This is a genomic window from Bifidobacterium apis, assembly GCF_036986835.1.
GTDB classification, from domain to species: Bacteria; Actinomycetota; Actinomycetes; order Actinomycetales; family Bifidobacteriaceae; genus Bombiscardovia; species Bombiscardovia apis_A.
In genome coordinates this window covers 937,871-954,557 of the sequence record NZ_BTXD01000001.1, presented here as the reverse complement: position 1 = coordinate 954,557, position 16,687 = coordinate 937,871, and the positions used below count along the sequence as shown (strand labels likewise).

The window sequence follows — 16,687 nt, the reverse complement described above, 5'->3', positions numbered from 1 at the left end:
ATCGAACAGGAACGGGCACCCCTGCAAGACCCCTATTAACAACCCGACCTATTAACAACCACCCAACACGCTTACAGCCACAAGGCCAAACCCCCAACATAAACAACGCGTTTAGTTCCTATAGCCCTGATCGGTACGGCTCTTTCTGACCTATTATTCGAGCTCTCCATCGAAAATGTCTCATGCTCGGTTTTCGGTCGCGCCGCCTATGCTGTTACCAGGACCAGAAGGAGGAACTGAAGGCGTGCTCAAGGTGAGAATCGACTCCATCGAGGATGACAGAATCGAGGCTTACACCAGGCTGACCGAGCCTCAGCTGCGCAACCGCCTGGAACCCGCCAAGGGCCTGTTTATCGCCGAGTCCCCCAAGGTCATCGCCCGCGCCCTGGATGCCGGGGTTGAGCCTATCTCCTTCCTGGTGGAAGAGCCCTGGCTGGAGGGGATGCATTCCATGTTCGACCAGGTGGACGCAACCTTCGGACCCGACATTCCCGTCTACGTCGCCAGCCCAGCGCAGCTCAAAGCCATCACCGGCTACCGGCTGCATCGGGGCGCACTAGCCGCCATGAGGCGCTGGCCTCTGCCCACTGTGGAGCAGGTTTGCCGCTCGGCAAGGCGGGTGGCCGTCATGGAGAACATTGTTGATCACACCAACATCGGCGCACTGATGCGTTCAGCGGCAGCCCTGCAGGTGGATGCGGTACTGGTAACCCCTTCCTGCTCTGACCCTCTCTACCGCAGGGCTGCAAGGGTCTCCATGGGCACTGTCTTTCAGGTTCCCTGGACCAGGATTGGTGGCGACGACGTCCACGCCTGGCCCGACCAGGGCATGTACCAACTACACGATTTGGGCTTCACCACGGCAGCCATGGCCCTGAACCGGGATGCCATCAGCCTGGATGAACTGACGGAGCGGCTGGGGCCTGGGCCCGACCAGATCGATCGCCTGGCCCTAATATTTGGTACCGAAGGCGATGGGCTAAGCCACAGGACCATTGCCCGAGCGGACCTGACCGTGCGCATCCCCATGAGCCACGAGGTGGACAGCCTGAATGTGGCCGCCTCAAGCGCCGTAGCCTTCTACGCAACCAGACCCCAGCATGGTAGCTGAGCCTTGCCAGCTGGCTGCACCAACCAACCAACTGGGCCCTCTGCTGCGTAGCAAATTCCTGCTGACCTGAGTTTATTCACTTCATGGCTCAATATCGGGTAACCATTAACATCAGGCAATACTTGGCAACAGACCAAAGTTCGCGTGTCAAGTAACCAAGGAAGGTTGGCAACCCAGGCGCAATCAGCTCTGCTGGGAGACGGCCTGCGAATCCTCATGAATGTAGTCGTCAGGGTCGATGGTTCCCCGCCAGCGGCCGATGGCCTTGAGACCGTGGTACATGACCAGCGTAGCCACAGAGCCGATGGCGATGCCGTTGAAACTGACCCCGGCAACCGCAAAGGTGAAGTCGGCTATGCCCACGATCATGACGACGGCACCCACGGTCATGTTGACGGACTTGCCGAAGTCCACCTTGTTCTCAACCCAGATGCGGATGCCCAGCATGCCGATCATGCCGTAGAGCATGGTGGTGACCCCGCCCAGAACGCCGGTGGGGATGGTGTTGATGATGGCTCCGAACTTGGGGCAGAGGGAGAGCAGGAAAGCGAAAATGGCGGCGCACCAGTAGGCGGCCGTGGAGTAGACCTTGGTGGCGGCCATGACGCCGATGTTCTCTGCATAGGTGGTGGTTCCCGAGCCTCCGCCCAGTCCGGCCAGCGTGGTGCCCAGTCCGTCGGCCATCAGCGCGGTGCCGATCTGATCGTCATAATCGCGGCCGGTCATCAGGGCCACCGACTTGACGTGACCGATGTTCTCGGCCACCAGGACCAGCACCACGGGGATGAACATGGCCAGGACGGATGGGTCGGCCTGAGGTGTGTGGAAGTGAGGCAGACCGAACCAGGCGGCCTTTTCCACAGCCGCGAAGTCGACCTGCCCCTGGGTGACCGCGAAGATGTAGCCGACGATGACACCTAGAAGGATGTTGAGACGGCCGATCAGACCCTTGAAGAGGACTGCTATCAGCATGACGGCCACCAGGGTGACCAGGGCGGTCAGCGGGGCCGACTTGAAGTTCTTCCATGCCGAGGGAGCCAGGTTGAAGCCGATGATGGCCACAATGGCACCGTTGACCACCGGCGGCATGATCATATCGATCCATCGCGAGCCGGCAAAGTGGACGATCAGGCCGATCAGGAAGAGCAGGGCGCCGGTGACCATGATTCCGAAGGAGGCCACAGCCAGACCCTTGTGGGCGGTGGTCACCGCCAGAACCGGGGCGATGAAGCCGAAGGAGCTGCCCAGGTAAGAGGGCAGACGGTTACGGTTGATCAGCAGAAAGAGGGCCGTGGACATGGCCGTGAAGAAGAGGGTTGTAGAGGGGTCGAAGCCCGTCAGAATAGGAACCAGGAATGTGGAGCCGAACATGGCGATGACATGCTGGGCACCGATTCCCGCCGTACGTGGCCATGTGAGTCGCTCATCGGGTTCCACCACTTCGCCCGGAGCCAATGTTTTCCCGTCCCCATGCAGTTTCCAGCCCATGGACAATGCCATTTCACTGTGCTTTCTCTCATGCGCCGTGCCGGTCACGGCGGACCGGAAACATCAGTATATTCGCATGGGAGGACCCGGGATAGTCTACCGGGAGGATGGTCTCACTGATAGGTGGGCATATTATCGAAGTTGAAGCCGATGGCGGCCAGCTGCTCGCGCCCTTCAGGAGTAATCATGTCCAGAGTCCAGCGCGGCGACCAGGTCCAGTCGATGCGGAACTCCTCGACCAGGCCCGCCAGGACGCTGGCGCACTGGTCCTCAATCAGATCAGTCAGCGGGCAGGCCGGCGTGGTCAGGGTCATGGTGATGATGGCTCGTCCCAATTCGTCGATTTCTATGCCATAGACCAGCCCTAGGTCGACCACATCGATGCCCAGCTCGGGATCGATGACCTGGTGCAGGGCCTCCCTGACATCCTCGGCGGTGGCCCGGCCTATGTCGTCGACGGCCTTCAGAGGGATGGCTTCCTCAGCGGCAGCCTCGGCATCAGCGGCATTTTGATCCGCAGCCTTCTCACCATTGGCGGCTGAGGCACTAGTCGAGGATTCATCATTCGAACCCTGAACCGTCGCTGAACTTTCAGCGGAAGCGTCAGGGGCATCGTGGTCGGCAGGCTGATCGTCGGACTTGGTCATATCGGGCTTCTTGTCCGCCTGGCCATCGACCTGACGCATGGAACCACCCTCGGCCGACTTCAGAACCCTTTCAGCACCCAAGGGATTGCTGGCCAGCGCCTGTGCCGTGCCGGGATCGCTGATGGCTCTGCCCACTGAGGCCAGGATAGAGTCCTGGGGTTCGGGCACCAGATTCGTATTATCGCTCATACCTGCTCCTCCTTCTCACCTTTGTTGCCTTCTTTTCCAGCTGACAGAGCCTGGGCTACCGAGGCCTTCATGCCCTCCCAGCCCAACAGGGCGCACTTGATTCGCATGGGGTACTTGGACACGCCCTGGAAGACCATGGCATCGCCAAGAGCGTCCTGGACCTGCTCGTCCTCGAGTCCAGCTCCACGCGATTCCATGAGCTTGCGGAAGTCGGCAGCCAGGTCCAAGGCATGATCAACGGTCTGCCCCTGAACCAGGTCCACCATGATGGACAGGCTGGCCTGGCTGATGGAGCAGCCTGAACCCTGCCAGACGATTCGCTGGATGAGATCGGGGCCGCCCTGCTCGCCAGGCGCCACTTCCACATGGATGGTGGCCTGATCCCCGCAGGTCGGATTGAACTGATGGGACTCGGCTGCCAGGCAGGCCTCGTGCTCCACCCGGATGGTCACGCCGTCACCATCCGGGTCCTCCCCCGCATCAGCCTGATCTCCTACACGTCCGTGAGGTTTCCGGGCGGCGTCCAGGATCACCTCCTGGTACATCTGCTCCAGTTCCTCGTCATCCATCCCGAAATCCGCCATGTCCTTAAACCTACCAGTATGTCCTTGCTAAATCCGTCTATGCGCTGCCGGTGAATGCCCTCAGGCCACTCGGAAGAACTTGCGGACTCCAGAGACGGCATCCAGCAGGGCATCCGTGTCGGCCACGGTATTGTAAACGCCGGTCGAGGCCCGGTTGGATGCCATCAAGCCAAAGTGACGATGCACCGGTTGGGCGCAGTGGTGCCCTACGCGGATGGCAATGCCCCGCGAATCCACATACTGGCCCACGTCATGGGGATGAACACCTTGCACATCAAAGGCGACCGTGCCGATCCGGTCCTCTGGGGTGGTCGGTCCTAGGATGCGTACTCCGTCCAACTCCCCCAGCCTCAACAGACCGGCAGTGATGACCTTCTCGTGTTCGGCCACATTCTCCATGCCCAAATTCATCAGCCAATCGGCAGCCGCACCAGCCCCAATCATCTGTGCCACCGGCTGTGTGCCGGCCTCGAACCGGGCAGGAGGATCCATGTAGCTGGCTGGACGGTCCAGATAGGCCAGCTCCACCATGGATCCGCCGAACGAAGCAGGAGGCAGGGCCTCCAGCAGCTCTCGGCGGCCATAAAGGAAGCCAACGCCCGTGGGGCCATACATCTTGTGGGCACTCCAGGCGGCGAAGTCCAGGTCCATGGCGTGCAGGTCCACAGGCAGATGAGGCACTGACTGGCAAACATCCAACACCACCAGGGCACCCACCTGGTGGGCACGGCGGACGATGGGCTTGATGTCTGTGATGGCACCGGTCACATTGCTGACGTGGGTGACGGCGACCACCTTGGTCCGCTCCGTAATGACCTGATCGGCAGTATCGGCCAGAACGCGGCCCTCCGGATCCAGATCGAAGTACCTGAGGACCGCCCCGGTCCGGTAGCAAAGCTCCTGGAAGGGCAGGAGGACCGAGTGATGCTCAGCCTTGCTGACCACGACCTCATCCCCGGGCTTCAGAGCGAATCGACGGGCCGCCTTGCCTCCACGACCCAGGCTGGCATTGCCGAAGGCGGTGGCCAGCAGGTTCAGAGCAGCCGTGGCCCCGGAGGTGACCACGATCTCCTCGCCGCCTTCCTGGCCCTCCGCGCCGACCAGGGCGGCCACGCGTGAGCGGGCATGCTCGAAGGCCATGGTGCTGCGGGCGGCCAACTCGTGGGCGCCCCGGTGCACCCCGGCGTTGTCCTTAAGATAGAAGTCCCGAACGGCATCGATGACCGCCAGGGGCTTCTGAGCCGTTGCTGCCGAATCCAGATAGACCAGGGGGTGGCCATGCACCTGCTGGTCCAGAATCGGAAACTGCTGCCGAATGCTGTCATCAATGACCATTGCGGACCCCTTCTCTTATCCTCAGGCCAGGGCTGATTCCGAGTTGGCGCCCTCGGGCAGGTACTGGTCGTACCCGGTCTCCTCCAGGGTGTCGGCCAGCTCGGGACCGCCGGTCTTCACGAAGCGACCGTCGGCGAAGACATGGACGATGTCAGGCTTGATGTACTTGAGGATCCTGGTGTAGTGGGTGACCATGAGCACGCCCATGCCGGTGTTCTCCTTGGCTCTGTTGACCCCTTCGGAGACGATGCGCAGAGCGTCCACGTCCAGCCCGGAGTCGGTTTCGTCCAGGATGGCGAACTTGGGCTTGAGCAGCTCCAGCTGCAGGACCTCGGCCCGCTTCTTCTCGCCGCCCGAGAAGCCCTCGTTGACCGAGCGCTGGGCGAATTTGGAATCCATGCGCAGCCGCTTCATGGCATCGTTCAGATCCTTGGTCCACTGGCGGATGGCCGGGGCCTTGCCGTCGACCTCGGTCTTGGCGGTACGCAGGAAGTTGGTCATGGACACACCCGGCACCTCGACCGGATACTGCATGGCCAGGAAGAGTCCGGCCTTGGCCCGCTCGTCCGGGGTCATCTTGAGCAGATCGTGCCCATCCAGCAGGGCCTGGCCCGAATCCACCTCATACTTGGGATGACCCGCCAGGGTGTAGGCCAGGGTGGACTTGCCCGACCCGTTGGGCCCCATGATGGCGTGGGTCTCACCGGAGTGGACGGTCAGCGTGGCCCCCTTGAGGATTTGCTTGCGACCCTCCTTGGTCTCCACTGAGACGTGCAGATCCTTGATTTCCAATGTGGACATGTCAGTTCTCCTCCAAAACGTGCTGCATCTCTTGATCCTCGCCGGCCGCCAGCCTGCGGTCGATGACCCCCATCAGGTGCCCGGAGACGCTGGGGACGTCGATCTCCTCCACCAGTTCGCCGAAGAAGCCCCGAACCACCAGCTTGCGGGCCTCCTGCTCGGGGATGCCGCGGGACTGCAGGTAGAAGAGTTCCTCGTCGTCGAAGCGTCCGACCGAACTGGCATGGCCTGCCCCGATGATGTCGCCGTTCTCGATCTCCAGGTTGGGCTCGGAGTCGGCGATGGCCCCAGGGGTCAGCACCAGATTCCTGTTGAGCTCGTAGGAGTCGGTTCCAGGCGCGGTGGGCTGAATGAGCGCGTTGCCCACCCAGGTGGTATGCGCGCCGATTCCGTCCAGGGCCCCCTTGTAGACCACACGGGACTTGCAGTTGGGATGGTTGTGCACCACCATGGTCCGGTGCTCCATGTGCTGGCCGGGATCGACGAAATAGATGCCCAGCATGTTCAGGTCGCCCTGCTCGCCGCCGAAGTCCTGGTCCATGCGCAGCCGCACCACATCGCCGCCCAGGCTGACCACCGAGTGACGCAGGGAGGCCTCGGCGCCCAGGTGGATGCGGTGGTTGCCTACATGCTTGCTGCCCTTGTCCCACTCCTGGATGAAGGTGGTCGACATCTGCGAATTGTCACCTATGTCGATTTCAACGCCCTCAGCCAGACGTGCCTGGCCCTGATGCTCAACCACCAGATCGGCCTTGGTGCCCGCCTCTGCCTTGATGACCAGGTGGAAGGCGTCCAATTCAGGGCCGCCGCCGTCCACACGGACCAGCACGGGCTGATCCAGGGTGCCCCTGAGGTTGACCACGGTCGCCTGTTTGCCGCTGGCCCACTCCACAGCGGCTGCTCGGTCGCTGGGCTTGAGGACGGTGCCGCAGGGGGCCTGATCCATGGGAATCCGGCTGAAGCTGACCTGGTCCGCAGGCGGTTCCGACCCGTCGATCATGGAGACCGAGACCTTGGTCAGGCCGCTGGGCTGGAAGACTGTGAAGAACTCCTCCATCCGGTCGATGGGGGTGAACCGCCAGTCATCCTGCTTGCGGGTGGGCATGGGGAAGTCGTCAGGATCGAAGGAGCGGGGCTCCTTGTCGGCGCTGGACGGCATGGTGGCCGGGAAAGCATAGGGATCCTTGGGATCCGCGTGCGGAATGGTTACTTCGCTCTTCTGTGACATCAGCCTACCGAACCCTCCATCTGCAATTCGACCAAGCGGTTGAGCTCCAACGCGTACTCCATGGGCAGCTGCCGGGAGATGGGCTCCACGAACCCGCGCACGATCATGCCCATGGCCTCCTTCTCCTCCAGGCCGCGGCTCATCAGATAGAAGAGCTGGTCCTCGGAGACCTTGGAGACGGTGGCCTCGTGGGCCATGGAGACGTCGTCCTCGCGAACATCCACGTGCGGGTAGGTGTCCGAGCGGGAGTAGTCGTCCACCAGCAGGGCATCGCAGACCACCGAGGAGGAGGACTTCTCGGCCCCCTTGATGATCTTGACCAGGCCACGGTATGCGGCCCTCCCCCCGTTGCGGGAGATGGACTTGGAGACGATGGTGGAGGAGGTGTGGGGTGCCAGGTGGATCATCTTGGCGCCCGTGTCCTGGTACTGGCCTTTGCCGGCGAAGCCCAGGGAGAGGGTCTCGGCCTTGGCGTAGGGCTCGGCCAGGATGCAGGCCGGGTACTTCATGGTGGCCTTGGATCCGATGTTGCCGTCAACCCACTCCATGGTGCCGCCCTCGCGCACATAGGCACGCTGGGTGACCAGATTGTAGACGTTGTTGGACCAGTTCTGGACCGTGGTGTAGCGCACACGGGCGTGGGGCTCGACCACAATCTCCACGTTGGCCGCATGCAGGGAGTCGGTGGAGTAGATGGGGGCCGTGCAGCCTTCCACATAGTGGACGTAGGAACCCTCGTCGGCGATGATCAGCGTGCGCTCGAACTGCCCCATGTTGGGCGTGTTGATGCGGAAGTATGCCTGCAGGGGGATGTCCACATGGACGCCCTTGGGCACGTATACGAAGGATCCGCCCGACCAGGCCGCCGTGTTCAGGGCGGCGAACTTGTTGTCATCCGGAGGGATGACCGTGGCGAAGTACTTGCGGAAGAGGTCCGGGTACTCCTTGAGGGCCGTGTCCGTATCCAGGAAGATGACCCCCTGTTTGCGCAGGTCTTCGCGGATGGAGTTGTAGATGACCTCGGACTCGTACTGGGCGGCAACGCCGGAGACCAACCGCTTCTTCTCGGCCTCGGGGATGCCCAGCCGGTCATAGGTGGTGCGGATGTCGTCGGGCAGGTCCTTCCAGTCCTTGGCCTGCTCCTTCAAGGGCTTGACGTAGTACTTGAAGTCGTCGGCATCGAACCCGCTCAAATCCACGCCCCACTTGGGCATGGGCTTCTCCATGAAGGCCCGATAACCCTTGAGACGCATCTGCAGCATCCAGTCAGGCTCGCCCTTGTCGGCCGAGATGGCACGGACCACGTCCTCGTCAATGCCCTTGTGGGCATTGCGCCCGGCATCGTCGGAGTCGTGCCAACCGTAGGTATAGTCGCCGAACTCGGAGATGATCTGGTCGTCTTTTTTGATTTTTTCTTCATTGACGCGGGAGCGGTCGGCCACATACTGGCTCATTTCCACATCCCGCGATGTGTCTGTCCGCTGCGAGGTGCTGTCCACGAGCTGAGACCTCCTAACACACGCACGGCCGCCATATGCGGCCGTTCACACCATTACAGGATAACCGGGGCACTGGTGAACCGCCAGACCTGGGCTTACGCTCTCTAAGGAATCCGACTCCTCCTCTTGACAAAAGCGCAGTTATGGACAATCGCCCGCTTCCCTGCAAGAGAGAAACGAGCGATCATACCGAAAGAGTCCAAAAAGAATCGACCTCAGGCCGCCTCCTGGCCTCCGTGCTCCAGGCTGGCCTTGACCAGACCGGCGAAGAGGGGGTGCGGCTTGGTGGGCCGGGACTTGAACTCCGGGTGGGCCTGGGTTCCCACATAGAAGGGGTGCTGATCCTGGGAGAGCTCCACGAACTCGGTCAGCTGCCCGTCCGGGCTGGTGCCCGAGATATGCAGGCCGGCCTTGTCCAGCCGCTCCTTGTAGGCCACGTTGACCTCATAGCGGTGGCGGTGGCGCTCGGAGATCTCGGTGGAACCGTAGAGTCGGGCCACCAGGGAGTCGGGCTTGAGCACTGCCGGGTAGGCGCCCAGCCGCATGGTGTGGCCCATGTCGCCATGGCCGGCCACGATGTCCTTCTGCTCTTCCATGGTGGCGATGACCGGGTTCTCGCAGTCGGGCTCGAACTCCGAGGAGTTGGCATCCTCCAGCCCCAGGACGTGGCGGGCGAACTCGATGACCATGGACTGCAGTCCCAGGCAGAGACCCAGGGCGGGCAGGCCGGTCTCGCGGGCGTAGCGCAGGGCGCCGATCTTGCCCTCGATGCCGCGGATGCCGAAACCTCCGGGGACCACGATGCCATCGACACCCTCCAAGGCCTTCCGGGCGCCATCCATGGTCTCGCAGGTGTCGGCTGCCACCAGCTTGACCTCCACCTGGGACCGGTTGGCGAAGCCGCCGGCCTTCAGCGCCTCGATGACCGACAGGTAGGCGTCAGGCAGGTCGATGTACTTGCCCACGATGGCGATGGCCACCTTGGTACGGGGATTGTGGACCCGATCCAGCAGGTCCTCCCACTCGTTCCAATCGACATCGTGGAAGGGCAGCCCAAGCTTGCGGACCACGTAGGTATCCAGACCCTCCTTGTAGAGGATCTTGGGCACGTCGTAGATGCTGGGCGCATCCACGCAGTTGACCACACCTTCAGCATCCACGTCGCACATCAGGGAGATCTTGTCCTTGATGGCCTGGTTGAGCGGCCGGTCCGAGCGCAGCACCAGGGCATCGGGGGCGATGCCCAGCTGGCGCAGGGCCATGACCGAGTGCTGGGTGGGCTTGGTCTTCAGCTCGTGGGCGGCGGCCACGTAGGGTACCAAGGAAACATGGACGAACATGCAGTTGTCCGGGCCGATGTCCCGACGAACCTCGCGTGCGGCCTCCATGAAGGGCTGGGACTCGATGTCTCCAACAGTCCCGCCGATCTCGGTGATGATCACGTCCACATCGTCGCTGGCCTGGGCCCGCATGCGGCTCTTGATCTCGTTGGTCACGTGGGGAATGACCTGGACGCACTGACCCAGGTACTCCCCCGCCCGCTCCTTGCGCAGAACGGACTGATAAATCTGACCGGTGGTCACGTTGGCCTTCTGGGAGAGGAAGACGTCGGTGAAACGCTCATAGTGGCCGATGTCCAGATCGGTTTCGGCCCCGTCCTCGGTCACGTAGACCTCGCCGTGTTGGAAGGGGTTCATGGTTCCCGGATCGACGTTGATGTATGGATCCAGCTTCTGTTGAAGAACGCGGATTCCGCGGCTTCTCAGCAACCGGCCAAGAGAGGATGCGGTCAGTCCCTTGCCCAGTGAAGAGACCACGCCGCCGGTGACGAAAATGTGTTTGGTGATATGCCCTTGCGAATTTCCATGTTCTCTGACCATGGAACTTCAGCCTATCAGGCAGGAACGACCAGAAACCGGCCAACACTCGAGGAGGAGGGAAGAATTCAGGCACGCTCCAGATGCAGGTGGTCGGCCAGGTAGCAGCCGGTCACTGAATCCGGGTTGCGGGCCACTGATTCAGGGTCGCCCTGGGCCACGATTCTTCCGCCACGATCGCCGCCGCCCGGGCCCATGTCGACCACATGGTCGGCGTTGGCGATCATGTCCAGATCGTGCTCGATGAAGACCACCGTGGCTCCCTTGCTGACCAGGCGCTCCAGCACTCCGATCAGGACGCGCACATCCAAGGGATGCAGGCCGGTGGTGGGCTCGTCCAGGACGAACATGGAGCCATTCTGCCTGCGACCCAGCTCGTTGGACAGCTTCAGACGCTGGGCCTCCCCGCCAGACAGGGATGGGGTGTCCTCCCCAAGAGTCAGGTAGTCCAGGCCCAGGTCCTTCAGTGTCTGCAGACCTCGGCGGATGGCTGTGTACTCGCGGCCCTGAGCGAAGACCTCCAGGGCCCGACCCACCTCCATGGCCAGCAGATCGGGCAGGCTCATCGGCTCCGGGTGGGCCGGCGTGGACAGACGGTAGTGCTCGGCCTCCGGACGGTATCGACGACCATGGCAACTGGGGCAGGTGATGGGGATGTCCGGCAGGAACTGCACATCCAGACTGATCTGGCCGGTGCCGTCGCATTGGGGACAGCGCAGCGATCCTGTGTTGTAGGAGAAAGCCGAGATGCCCAGCTTCTCCTTTTTCGCCTGGTCAGTGGCCGCGAAGAGGCGGCGCAGCCGGTCCATGAGCCCCGAGTAGGTGGCCACCGTGGAGCGCACGTTGATGCCTATGGGCGAGGAGTCCACCAGGCGAACCCTGTCGATGCCGGCCGGGTCCAGACTGTGCACATGCTTGGGCATGGAGTCGCCCTGGATGCGGGCCTGCAGGGCCGGGACCAGGGACTCCAGGATCATGGTGGTCTTGCCGGAGCCGGAGACGCCGGTCACAGCCGTCATGCACCCACGCGGAATGGCCAGGTCCAGGGGATGGACCGTGTGAATGGGCCCTGACTGCATGCGGATCCACTCATCCTCTGCAGGCATGGGATGCCGGTCCCGTACCAAAACGGATTCGCGTCCATCCAAAAAGCCGGCGATGCGTGAGTCCGAATTAGCGGCGATCTGTTCAGGGGCCCCCTGGGACAGAATCCTGCCGCCGCGCTCCCCAGCTCCGGGACCCATTTCAATCAGATAATCGGCTGATTCCAGAACCTTGACGTCGTGGTCGACGAAAACGACCGAATTGCCGTCAGCCAGCAGATCGCGCATGACCCCTATCAGCCCCTCCAGATTGGCAGGATGCAGGCCGGTCGAGGGCTCGTCCAGCACATAGAGCACGCCTGTGGTCTCATTGCGCACGGCCCTGGCCAGCTGGGCCCGTTGCCGCTCACCTGTGGATAGGGAGGCGCTGGAGCGGTCCAGGGTCAGGTAGCTCAGTCCCAATTGGATCAACCGTCTGCCCATCTCGTCCAGAGTCTTGCAGAGGGCCGAAGCCATGGGCCGCATGGGTGTGGGCAGCGTGGGCGGCAGCTTCCGACCCCAGTCCAGCACCCGATCCAAGGGCCAGGAGGTGACCTCAGCCAGATTGTCACCGTTGATCTCTGGCAGACGCGCCCGCTGGTTGAGCCTCGTGCCCTTGCAGTCCGGGCAGGTCCGTTCGGTCAGGAACTTGGCCACCTTGGCCAGGCGCTTGTCGTCGTTGGCCCTCTTGAGCTCCTCGGTCACGGTCAGCCGTGCGTTGCGGAAGGTGAAGTCCAGCTCGTGGACACCCTTGATCGAAGTAATGGTGATGTGCTTCTTCTCGGCCGGCCCCTCGAAGACGATCTTCCGCTCCCGATCGGTCAGATCCCGCCAGGGTACGTCTGTGCGGACTCCGAACTCGCGCACGATGTCGGGCTGGACGTTGAAGCCGAAGGTCCGCCAGGGCACCACGGCCCCCTGGTCGATGGTCAGGCTGTCATCGGGAACCAGGGTGGCATCGTCCACCTCGCGCACGGTCCCGGTCCCCTGGCAGGTAGGGCAGGCTCCCAGGGAGTTGAAGGCCAGCTCCTCGGCGCTGGGAGGCTCCACTTCAGCGCCGCAGACCGTGCAGGTGATGGGCATCTCGGCCGCCACAGCCAGGGTGGGCTCCTGGCGATGGCCATTGGGGCAGACGTGGCTGGCCAGCCGGGAGAACATCAGCCTGAGCACGTTGAGCAGCTCGGTGGCGGTGCCGAAGGTGGAGCGCATGCCGCCCACACCCGGGCGTTGGCGCAGGGCCAGGGCAGGAGGCAGGAAACGCACCGACTCCACCTGGGGACGCTGGGCCTGGGTCATCCGCCTTCTGGTGTAGGTGGACAGGGATTCCAGGTAGCGGCGGGAACCCTCGGCATAGAGGACCCCCAGAGCCAGGGAGGACTTGCCGGAGCCCGAGACCCCGGCGATGCCCACCAGGCGGTTCAAAGGAATGTCGACATCCAGGTTGCGCAGGTTGTGGACCCTGGCGCCACGGACAAGGATGGCCTTGGGTGGTGCGGAAAGTTTCCTGCTGGTCTCCCCGCTGTCGCTCATGCGGTCTCCTGCAAATGGGCCACTGCTTCCAGGGCCAGTCGGTAGCCGTAGAAGCCCAAGCCGGTGATGGTGCCGGTGGCCACCGGCGAGATGACGCTGCGTCGGCGGAAGGCCTCCCTGGATGCCGGATTGGAAATATGGACCTCCATCAGCGGCAGCCCCGCCTGGGTGACCTGGACGGCGGCATCGGCAAGCCCATAGCTGTAGTGGGTGAAGGCGGCGGGGTTGAGCACCACTGCACTGCGCTGATCCACCGCCTGGTGCATCCAGCGGATGACCTGGCCCTCGTCGTCCGACTGCAGCACCTGAACATCCAGACCCAGCTGCTGACCCCAGTCTCCGCAGTCCCGGGTCAGAGTCGCCAGATCCTGACGACCATAGACATCGGGGTCGCGCACACCCAGCCGACCCAGGTTGGGTCCGTTGACCACCAGAACCTTCTGCCTGCCCTTGTCGGCATCCGCCATCTGTCATTCCTCCTTGCGTATGGCCTGGAAGGCCTCCTTGATCGCCGAGACCGGCGGGTCGTCCAGGTGGGTGGGTTTGCCCAAACCATCAAGAATGATAAACCGCAACTTGTTGCCACGGGCCTTTTTGTCCCGATGCATGAGGGCGAGCACCTGGTCGAAGTCTCCGCCATTCCACCAGGTCCTCAGTCCCAGGGAGGACAGCAGCTGCCGATGATAGTCGACCGCATCCTGATCCAGGTAGCCGGTGATCCTGGCCAGCTCGGCTGCGAAGACCATGCCCACCGACACGGCCTGACCATGCCGCCAGGTGAAGTGTTCGATCTTTTCGATGGCGTGGCCCAGGGTGTGCCCGTAGTTGAGGAACTCCCGCAAGCCGGACTCCTTGAGGTCGACAGAGACGTGCCGGGCCTTGACCTCGACGGTGCGTTCGATCAGATCCTGGACCACCGTACCCAGCCACTGGTCGGACTCCTGACCATCGAAGGCACGCAAGGACTCGGCTCGCTCCTCCAGCTCGCGCAGGATGCCTCCGTCCATGATGAATCCGGACTTGGCCACCTCGCCCAGACCCTCTACAAAGATGTCATTGGGCAGGGTCCGCAGGGTCCGCAAATCAGCCAGGACGCCGGCAGGGGTATAGAAGCTGCCGACCAGATTCTTGCCCTGCTCCAGGTTGATGCCCGTTTTGCCCCCGGTGGAGGCATCGACCATGGCCAACAGGGAGGTGGGGCAGTTCACATAGCGGATGCCCCGCATCCAGGTGGCGGCGATGAACCCGGCCTGGTCTGTGGCCGCTCCCCCGCCCAGTCCCACGACCGCGTCGGAGCGGGTGAAGCCCTCAGTGGCCAGGCGCTCCCAGATACCCTGGCTGACCTGGATGGTCTTGCCGGCCTCCGCGTCGGGAATGGTCAGATCCACTACCTGATACCCGGCTTGTCGAAGCAGGGCCCGGGCATGGTCGGAATGGCGTTGGACCGGCTGGGTGTGAATCAGGGCAACCCTCATGGTCTGGTCGCCAAGCAGCTCATGCAGTCGCCCGGTCACACCTGCACCGATCCTCACATCGTAGGGGTCGGGACCGCTGACGTGAACCACCCGCTCAGTCAGGGCATCGGCCAGCCGTCGGGCCAGGGCACGGGGGGTGGTGTTCCTGGATTTGAGGGTGATGGTGGCCAGCTCCTGGTAGACGCTGCGACGCTCGCGATAGAGAGCCATCCAGCGCTCCGATGCACCGCCGCGAAGAAGGGGACGATGATCCGAGCGAGCCGCCCGGCTGACCCCTTCCTCGGGGTCGATCTGCAGGTAGACCACAGCACCACCTGCCCGCCGATAGTCCTGTAGCGCCTGGAAGACCCCGGTACTCATGGGAGCCCCTCCCCCCAGGGACAGGATGCCGCCGGGAAAATCCTTCAGGAGGTCCAGGACCGCCTCGGTTTCCATATCACGAAAAGCCTGCTCGCCTTGAGTGTCGAAGATCTCACTGACCGTTTGGCCTGCCTCTTCTTCGATACACTGGTCCGTATCCCGGAAGGGCGCCTTGATCAGGGCGGCCGTCTCCCTACCCAGACGGGTCTTGCCCGCGCCGGGCATGCCGATGACGACGGCCTTGGGCATGCTGCTGCTGTCAATCATGCGATTACGCCCCTCACCGAAAATGCTCGGGCCAGGACTGAAGGTAGGCCTGGGCGTTGCGCCGAACCTCCTCGAGCGAGTCGCCGCCGAACTTCTCCAAGGCGAATCGCGCCAATGTCAGGTTCATCATGGCTTCGCCGATCACTGCGGCGGCAGGCACGGCGGTCACGTCGGAACGCTGATGGATGGCCTGGGCAGGCTGGCCGGTGGCCACATCCACCGTGCGCAGGGCCCGGGGTACCGAGGAGATGGGCTTCATGGCGGCCCTCACCCTGATGGGCTGGCCGTTGGAGGTGCCGCCCTCCAGGCCGCCCGCATGGTTGCTGAGTCTGCGAATGGTGCCGTCCGGACCGGGCTCCATCTCGTCATGGGCCTGTGAACCGGGTCGGTCAGCCTCGCTGAATCCATCGCCGATCTCCACACCCTTGATGGCCTGAATGCCCATGAAGGCACTGGCCAGGGCGGCATCCAGACGCCGGTCGTCCTCCACATAGGTGCCCAGGCCTGCTGGAACGCCATAAGCGATGACCTCAAAGACCCCACCGGCGGTGTCGCCGTCCTTCTTGATCTGGTCGATCCTGGCCATCATCCGCTTCTCGGCGTCCTTGTCCAGGGTCCTGACCGGGGAGGCGTCCAAGGCGGGTCCGTCCTCAGGGCCGGGCGTAGCCTCATGCCCCTCCAGGCCGACCCCCGCTATGGAGATGACATGGGAGACGGTCCGTATGCCCAGGGCTTGTTGCAGGAAGTCGGCGGCCACCGATCCAAGGGCCACCCTGGAAGCGGTCTCCCTGGCAGAGGAGCGCTCAAGGACCGGACGCGCATCCGTAAACCCGTACTTGCGCATGCCGGTCAGATCTGCATGGCCCGGCCTGGGCCTGGTCAGGGGTGCATTGCGACCGGTCGCCGGGGGCTCCTGATCGGCGGGCAGCTCGTCCACGCTCATGATCCGCTCCCACTTGGGCCACTCAGTGTTGCCGATTTCGATGGCCACTGGTGAGCCCAGCGTCCGTCCATGTCTGACTCCGGTCAGCAGTCGAACCTTGTCCTGCTCAAAGCCCATCCTGGCCCCACGGCCATAGCCCAGCCGACGACGGGCCAGGGCCGATTCGATATCCTTGGTGGATACGGCGACCCCTGCGGGCAGACCCTCCATCATGGCCACCAGGGCCTCTCCGTGGGATTCCCCTGCCGTCTGCCAGCGCAACATATTCAAG

At 63.1% G+C, this 16,687-nt stretch carries 13 protein-coding genes; 1 reads left to right on the top strand and 12 read right to left on the bottom strand.

Annotated features, from left to right (window positions below):
• Window positions 1–244 precede the first annotated feature (244 nt).
• Window positions 245–1,111, top strand: coding sequence for a TrmH family RNA methyltransferase (locus tag AACP62_RS03945; protein WP_029678571.1), 867 nt, complete (start codon window positions 245–247; stop codon window positions 1,109–1,111).
• 183 nt (window positions 1,112–1,294) lie between these two features.
• Here AACP62_RS03945 and AACP62_RS03940 read toward each other — a convergent pair whose 3' ends face one another.
• The 12 genes from AACP62_RS03940 to aroC form a co-directional block, all read right to left on the bottom strand.
• Window positions 1,295–2,611, bottom strand: a complete 1,317-nt coding sequence (locus AACP62_RS03940; RefSeq protein ID WP_029678570.1) for a uracil-xanthine permease family protein — start codon at window positions 2,609–2,611, stop codon at window positions 1,295–1,297.
• Window positions 2,612–2,712: 101 nt separating this feature from the next.
• Entirely contained in the window at window positions 2,713–3,435 is a 723-nt protein-coding gene (locus AACP62_RS03935) for a metal-sulfur cluster assembly factor (RefSeq protein ID WP_198184312.1), read from the bottom strand.
• Window positions 3,432–4,019, bottom strand: a complete 588-nt coding sequence (gene sufU / locus AACP62_RS03930) for a Fe-S cluster assembly sulfur transfer protein SufU (protein WP_198184313.1) — start codon at window positions 4,017–4,019, stop codon at window positions 3,432–3,434. The genes AACP62_RS03935 and sufU overlap by 4 nt, the downstream gene beginning before the upstream one ends.
• A gap of 60 nt (window positions 4,020–4,079) precedes the next feature.
• Window positions 4,080–5,354, bottom strand: a complete 1,275-nt coding sequence (locus AACP62_RS03925) for a SufS family cysteine desulfurase (protein WP_198205391.1) — start codon at window positions 5,352–5,354, stop codon at window positions 4,080–4,082.
• A 21-nt stretch (window positions 5,355–5,375) separates the two neighbouring features.
• Window positions 5,376–6,155 carry a Fe-S cluster assembly ATPase SufC gene (gene sufC, locus AACP62_RS03920; RefSeq protein WP_045924505.1) on the bottom strand — a complete coding sequence of 260 codons (780 nt, stop codon included), beginning with the start codon at window positions 6,153–6,155 and terminating at the stop codon, window positions 5,376–5,378.
• 1 nt (window position 6,156) lies between these two features.
• Window positions 6,157–7,383 carry a Fe-S cluster assembly protein SufD gene (sufD, locus tag AACP62_RS03915; RefSeq protein ID WP_045924506.1) on the bottom strand — a complete coding sequence of 409 codons (1,227 nt, stop codon included), beginning with the start codon at window positions 7,381–7,383 and terminating at the stop codon, window positions 6,157–6,159.
• Window positions 7,383–8,837: a Fe-S cluster assembly protein SufB gene (gene sufB / locus AACP62_RS03910; RefSeq protein ID WP_154313578.1), complete on the bottom strand. Its 1,455-nt coding sequence runs from the start codon at window positions 8,835–8,837 to the stop codon at window positions 7,383–7,385. The genes sufD and sufB overlap by 1 nt, the downstream gene beginning before the upstream one ends.
• Before the next feature lie 260 nt (window positions 8,838–9,097).
• Window positions 9,098–10,762: a CTP synthase gene (locus tag AACP62_RS03905; RefSeq protein WP_029678563.1), complete on the bottom strand. Its 1,665-nt coding sequence runs from the start codon at window positions 10,760–10,762 to the stop codon at window positions 9,098–9,100.
• Between the two features lie 65 nt (window positions 10,763–10,827).
• Window positions 10,828–13,371 (bottom strand): excinuclease ABC subunit UvrA, encoded by a 2,544-nt coding sequence (locus AACP62_RS03900; protein ID WP_339346467.1) that lies wholly within the window; start codon window positions 13,369–13,371, stop codon window positions 10,828–10,830.
• Window positions 13,368–13,838, bottom strand: a complete 471-nt coding sequence (aroQ, locus tag AACP62_RS03895) for a type II 3-dehydroquinate dehydratase (RefSeq protein WP_339346465.1) — start codon at window positions 13,836–13,838, stop codon at window positions 13,368–13,370. Before aroQ ends, AACP62_RS03900 begins: the two co-directional genes overlap by 4 nt.
• A 3-nt stretch (window positions 13,839–13,841) precedes the next feature.
• A complete protein-coding gene (locus AACP62_RS03890; protein WP_339346463.1) occupies window positions 13,842–15,473 on the bottom strand; it encodes a bifunctional shikimate kinase/3-dehydroquinate synthase in 1,632 nt (543 codons plus the stop codon).
• A 13-nt stretch (window positions 15,474–15,486) separates the two neighbouring features.
• Entirely contained in the window at window positions 15,487–16,680 is a 1,194-nt protein-coding gene (aroC, locus tag AACP62_RS03885; protein WP_339346461.1) for a chorismate synthase, read from the bottom strand.
• Between the last annotated feature and the right edge of the window lie 7 nt (window positions 16,681–16,687).

Coding starts and splice junctions, on each gene's coding strand:
- AACP62_RS03940 (WP_029678570.1), bottom strand. CDS start 2,611: ATGGCATTGTCCATGGGCTGGAAACTGCATGGGGACGGGAAAACATTG.
- AACP62_RS03935 (WP_198184312.1), bottom strand. CDS start 3,435: ATGAGCGATAATACGAATCTGGTGCCCGAACCCCAGGACTCTATCCTG.
- sufU (WP_198184313.1), bottom strand. CDS start 4,019: ATGGCGGATTTCGGGATGGATGACGAGGAACTGGAGCAGATGTACCAG.
- AACP62_RS03925 (WP_198205391.1), bottom strand. CDS start 5,354: ATGGTCATTGATGACAGCATTCGGCAGCAGTTTCCGATTCTGGACCAG.
- sufC (WP_045924505.1), bottom strand. CDS start 6,155: ATGTCCACATTGGAAATCAAGGATCTGCACGTCTCAGTGGAGACCAAG.
- sufD (WP_045924506.1), bottom strand. CDS start 7,383: ATGTCACAGAAGAGCGAAGTAACCATTCCGCACGCGGATCCCAAGGAT.
- sufB (WP_154313578.1), bottom strand. CDS start 8,837: ATGAGCCAGTATGTGGCCGACCGCTCCCGCGTCAATGAAGAAAAAATC.
- AACP62_RS03905 (WP_029678563.1), bottom strand. CDS start 10,762: ATGGTCAGAGAACATGGAAATTCGCAAGGGCATATCACCAAACACATT.
- AACP62_RS03900 (WP_339346467.1), bottom strand. CDS start 13,371: ATGAGCGACAGCGGGGAGACCAGCAGGAAACTTTCCGCACCACCCAAG.
- aroQ (WP_339346465.1), bottom strand. CDS start 13,838: ATGGCGGATGCCGACAAGGGCAGGCAGAAGGTTCTGGTGGTCAACGGA.
- AACP62_RS03890 (WP_339346463.1), bottom strand. CDS start 15,473: ATGATTGACAGCAGCAGCATGCCCAAGGCCGTCGTCATCGGCATGCCC.
- aroC (WP_339346461.1), bottom strand. CDS start 16,680: ATGTTGCGCTGGCAGACGGCAGGGGAATCCCACGGAGAGGCCCTGGTG.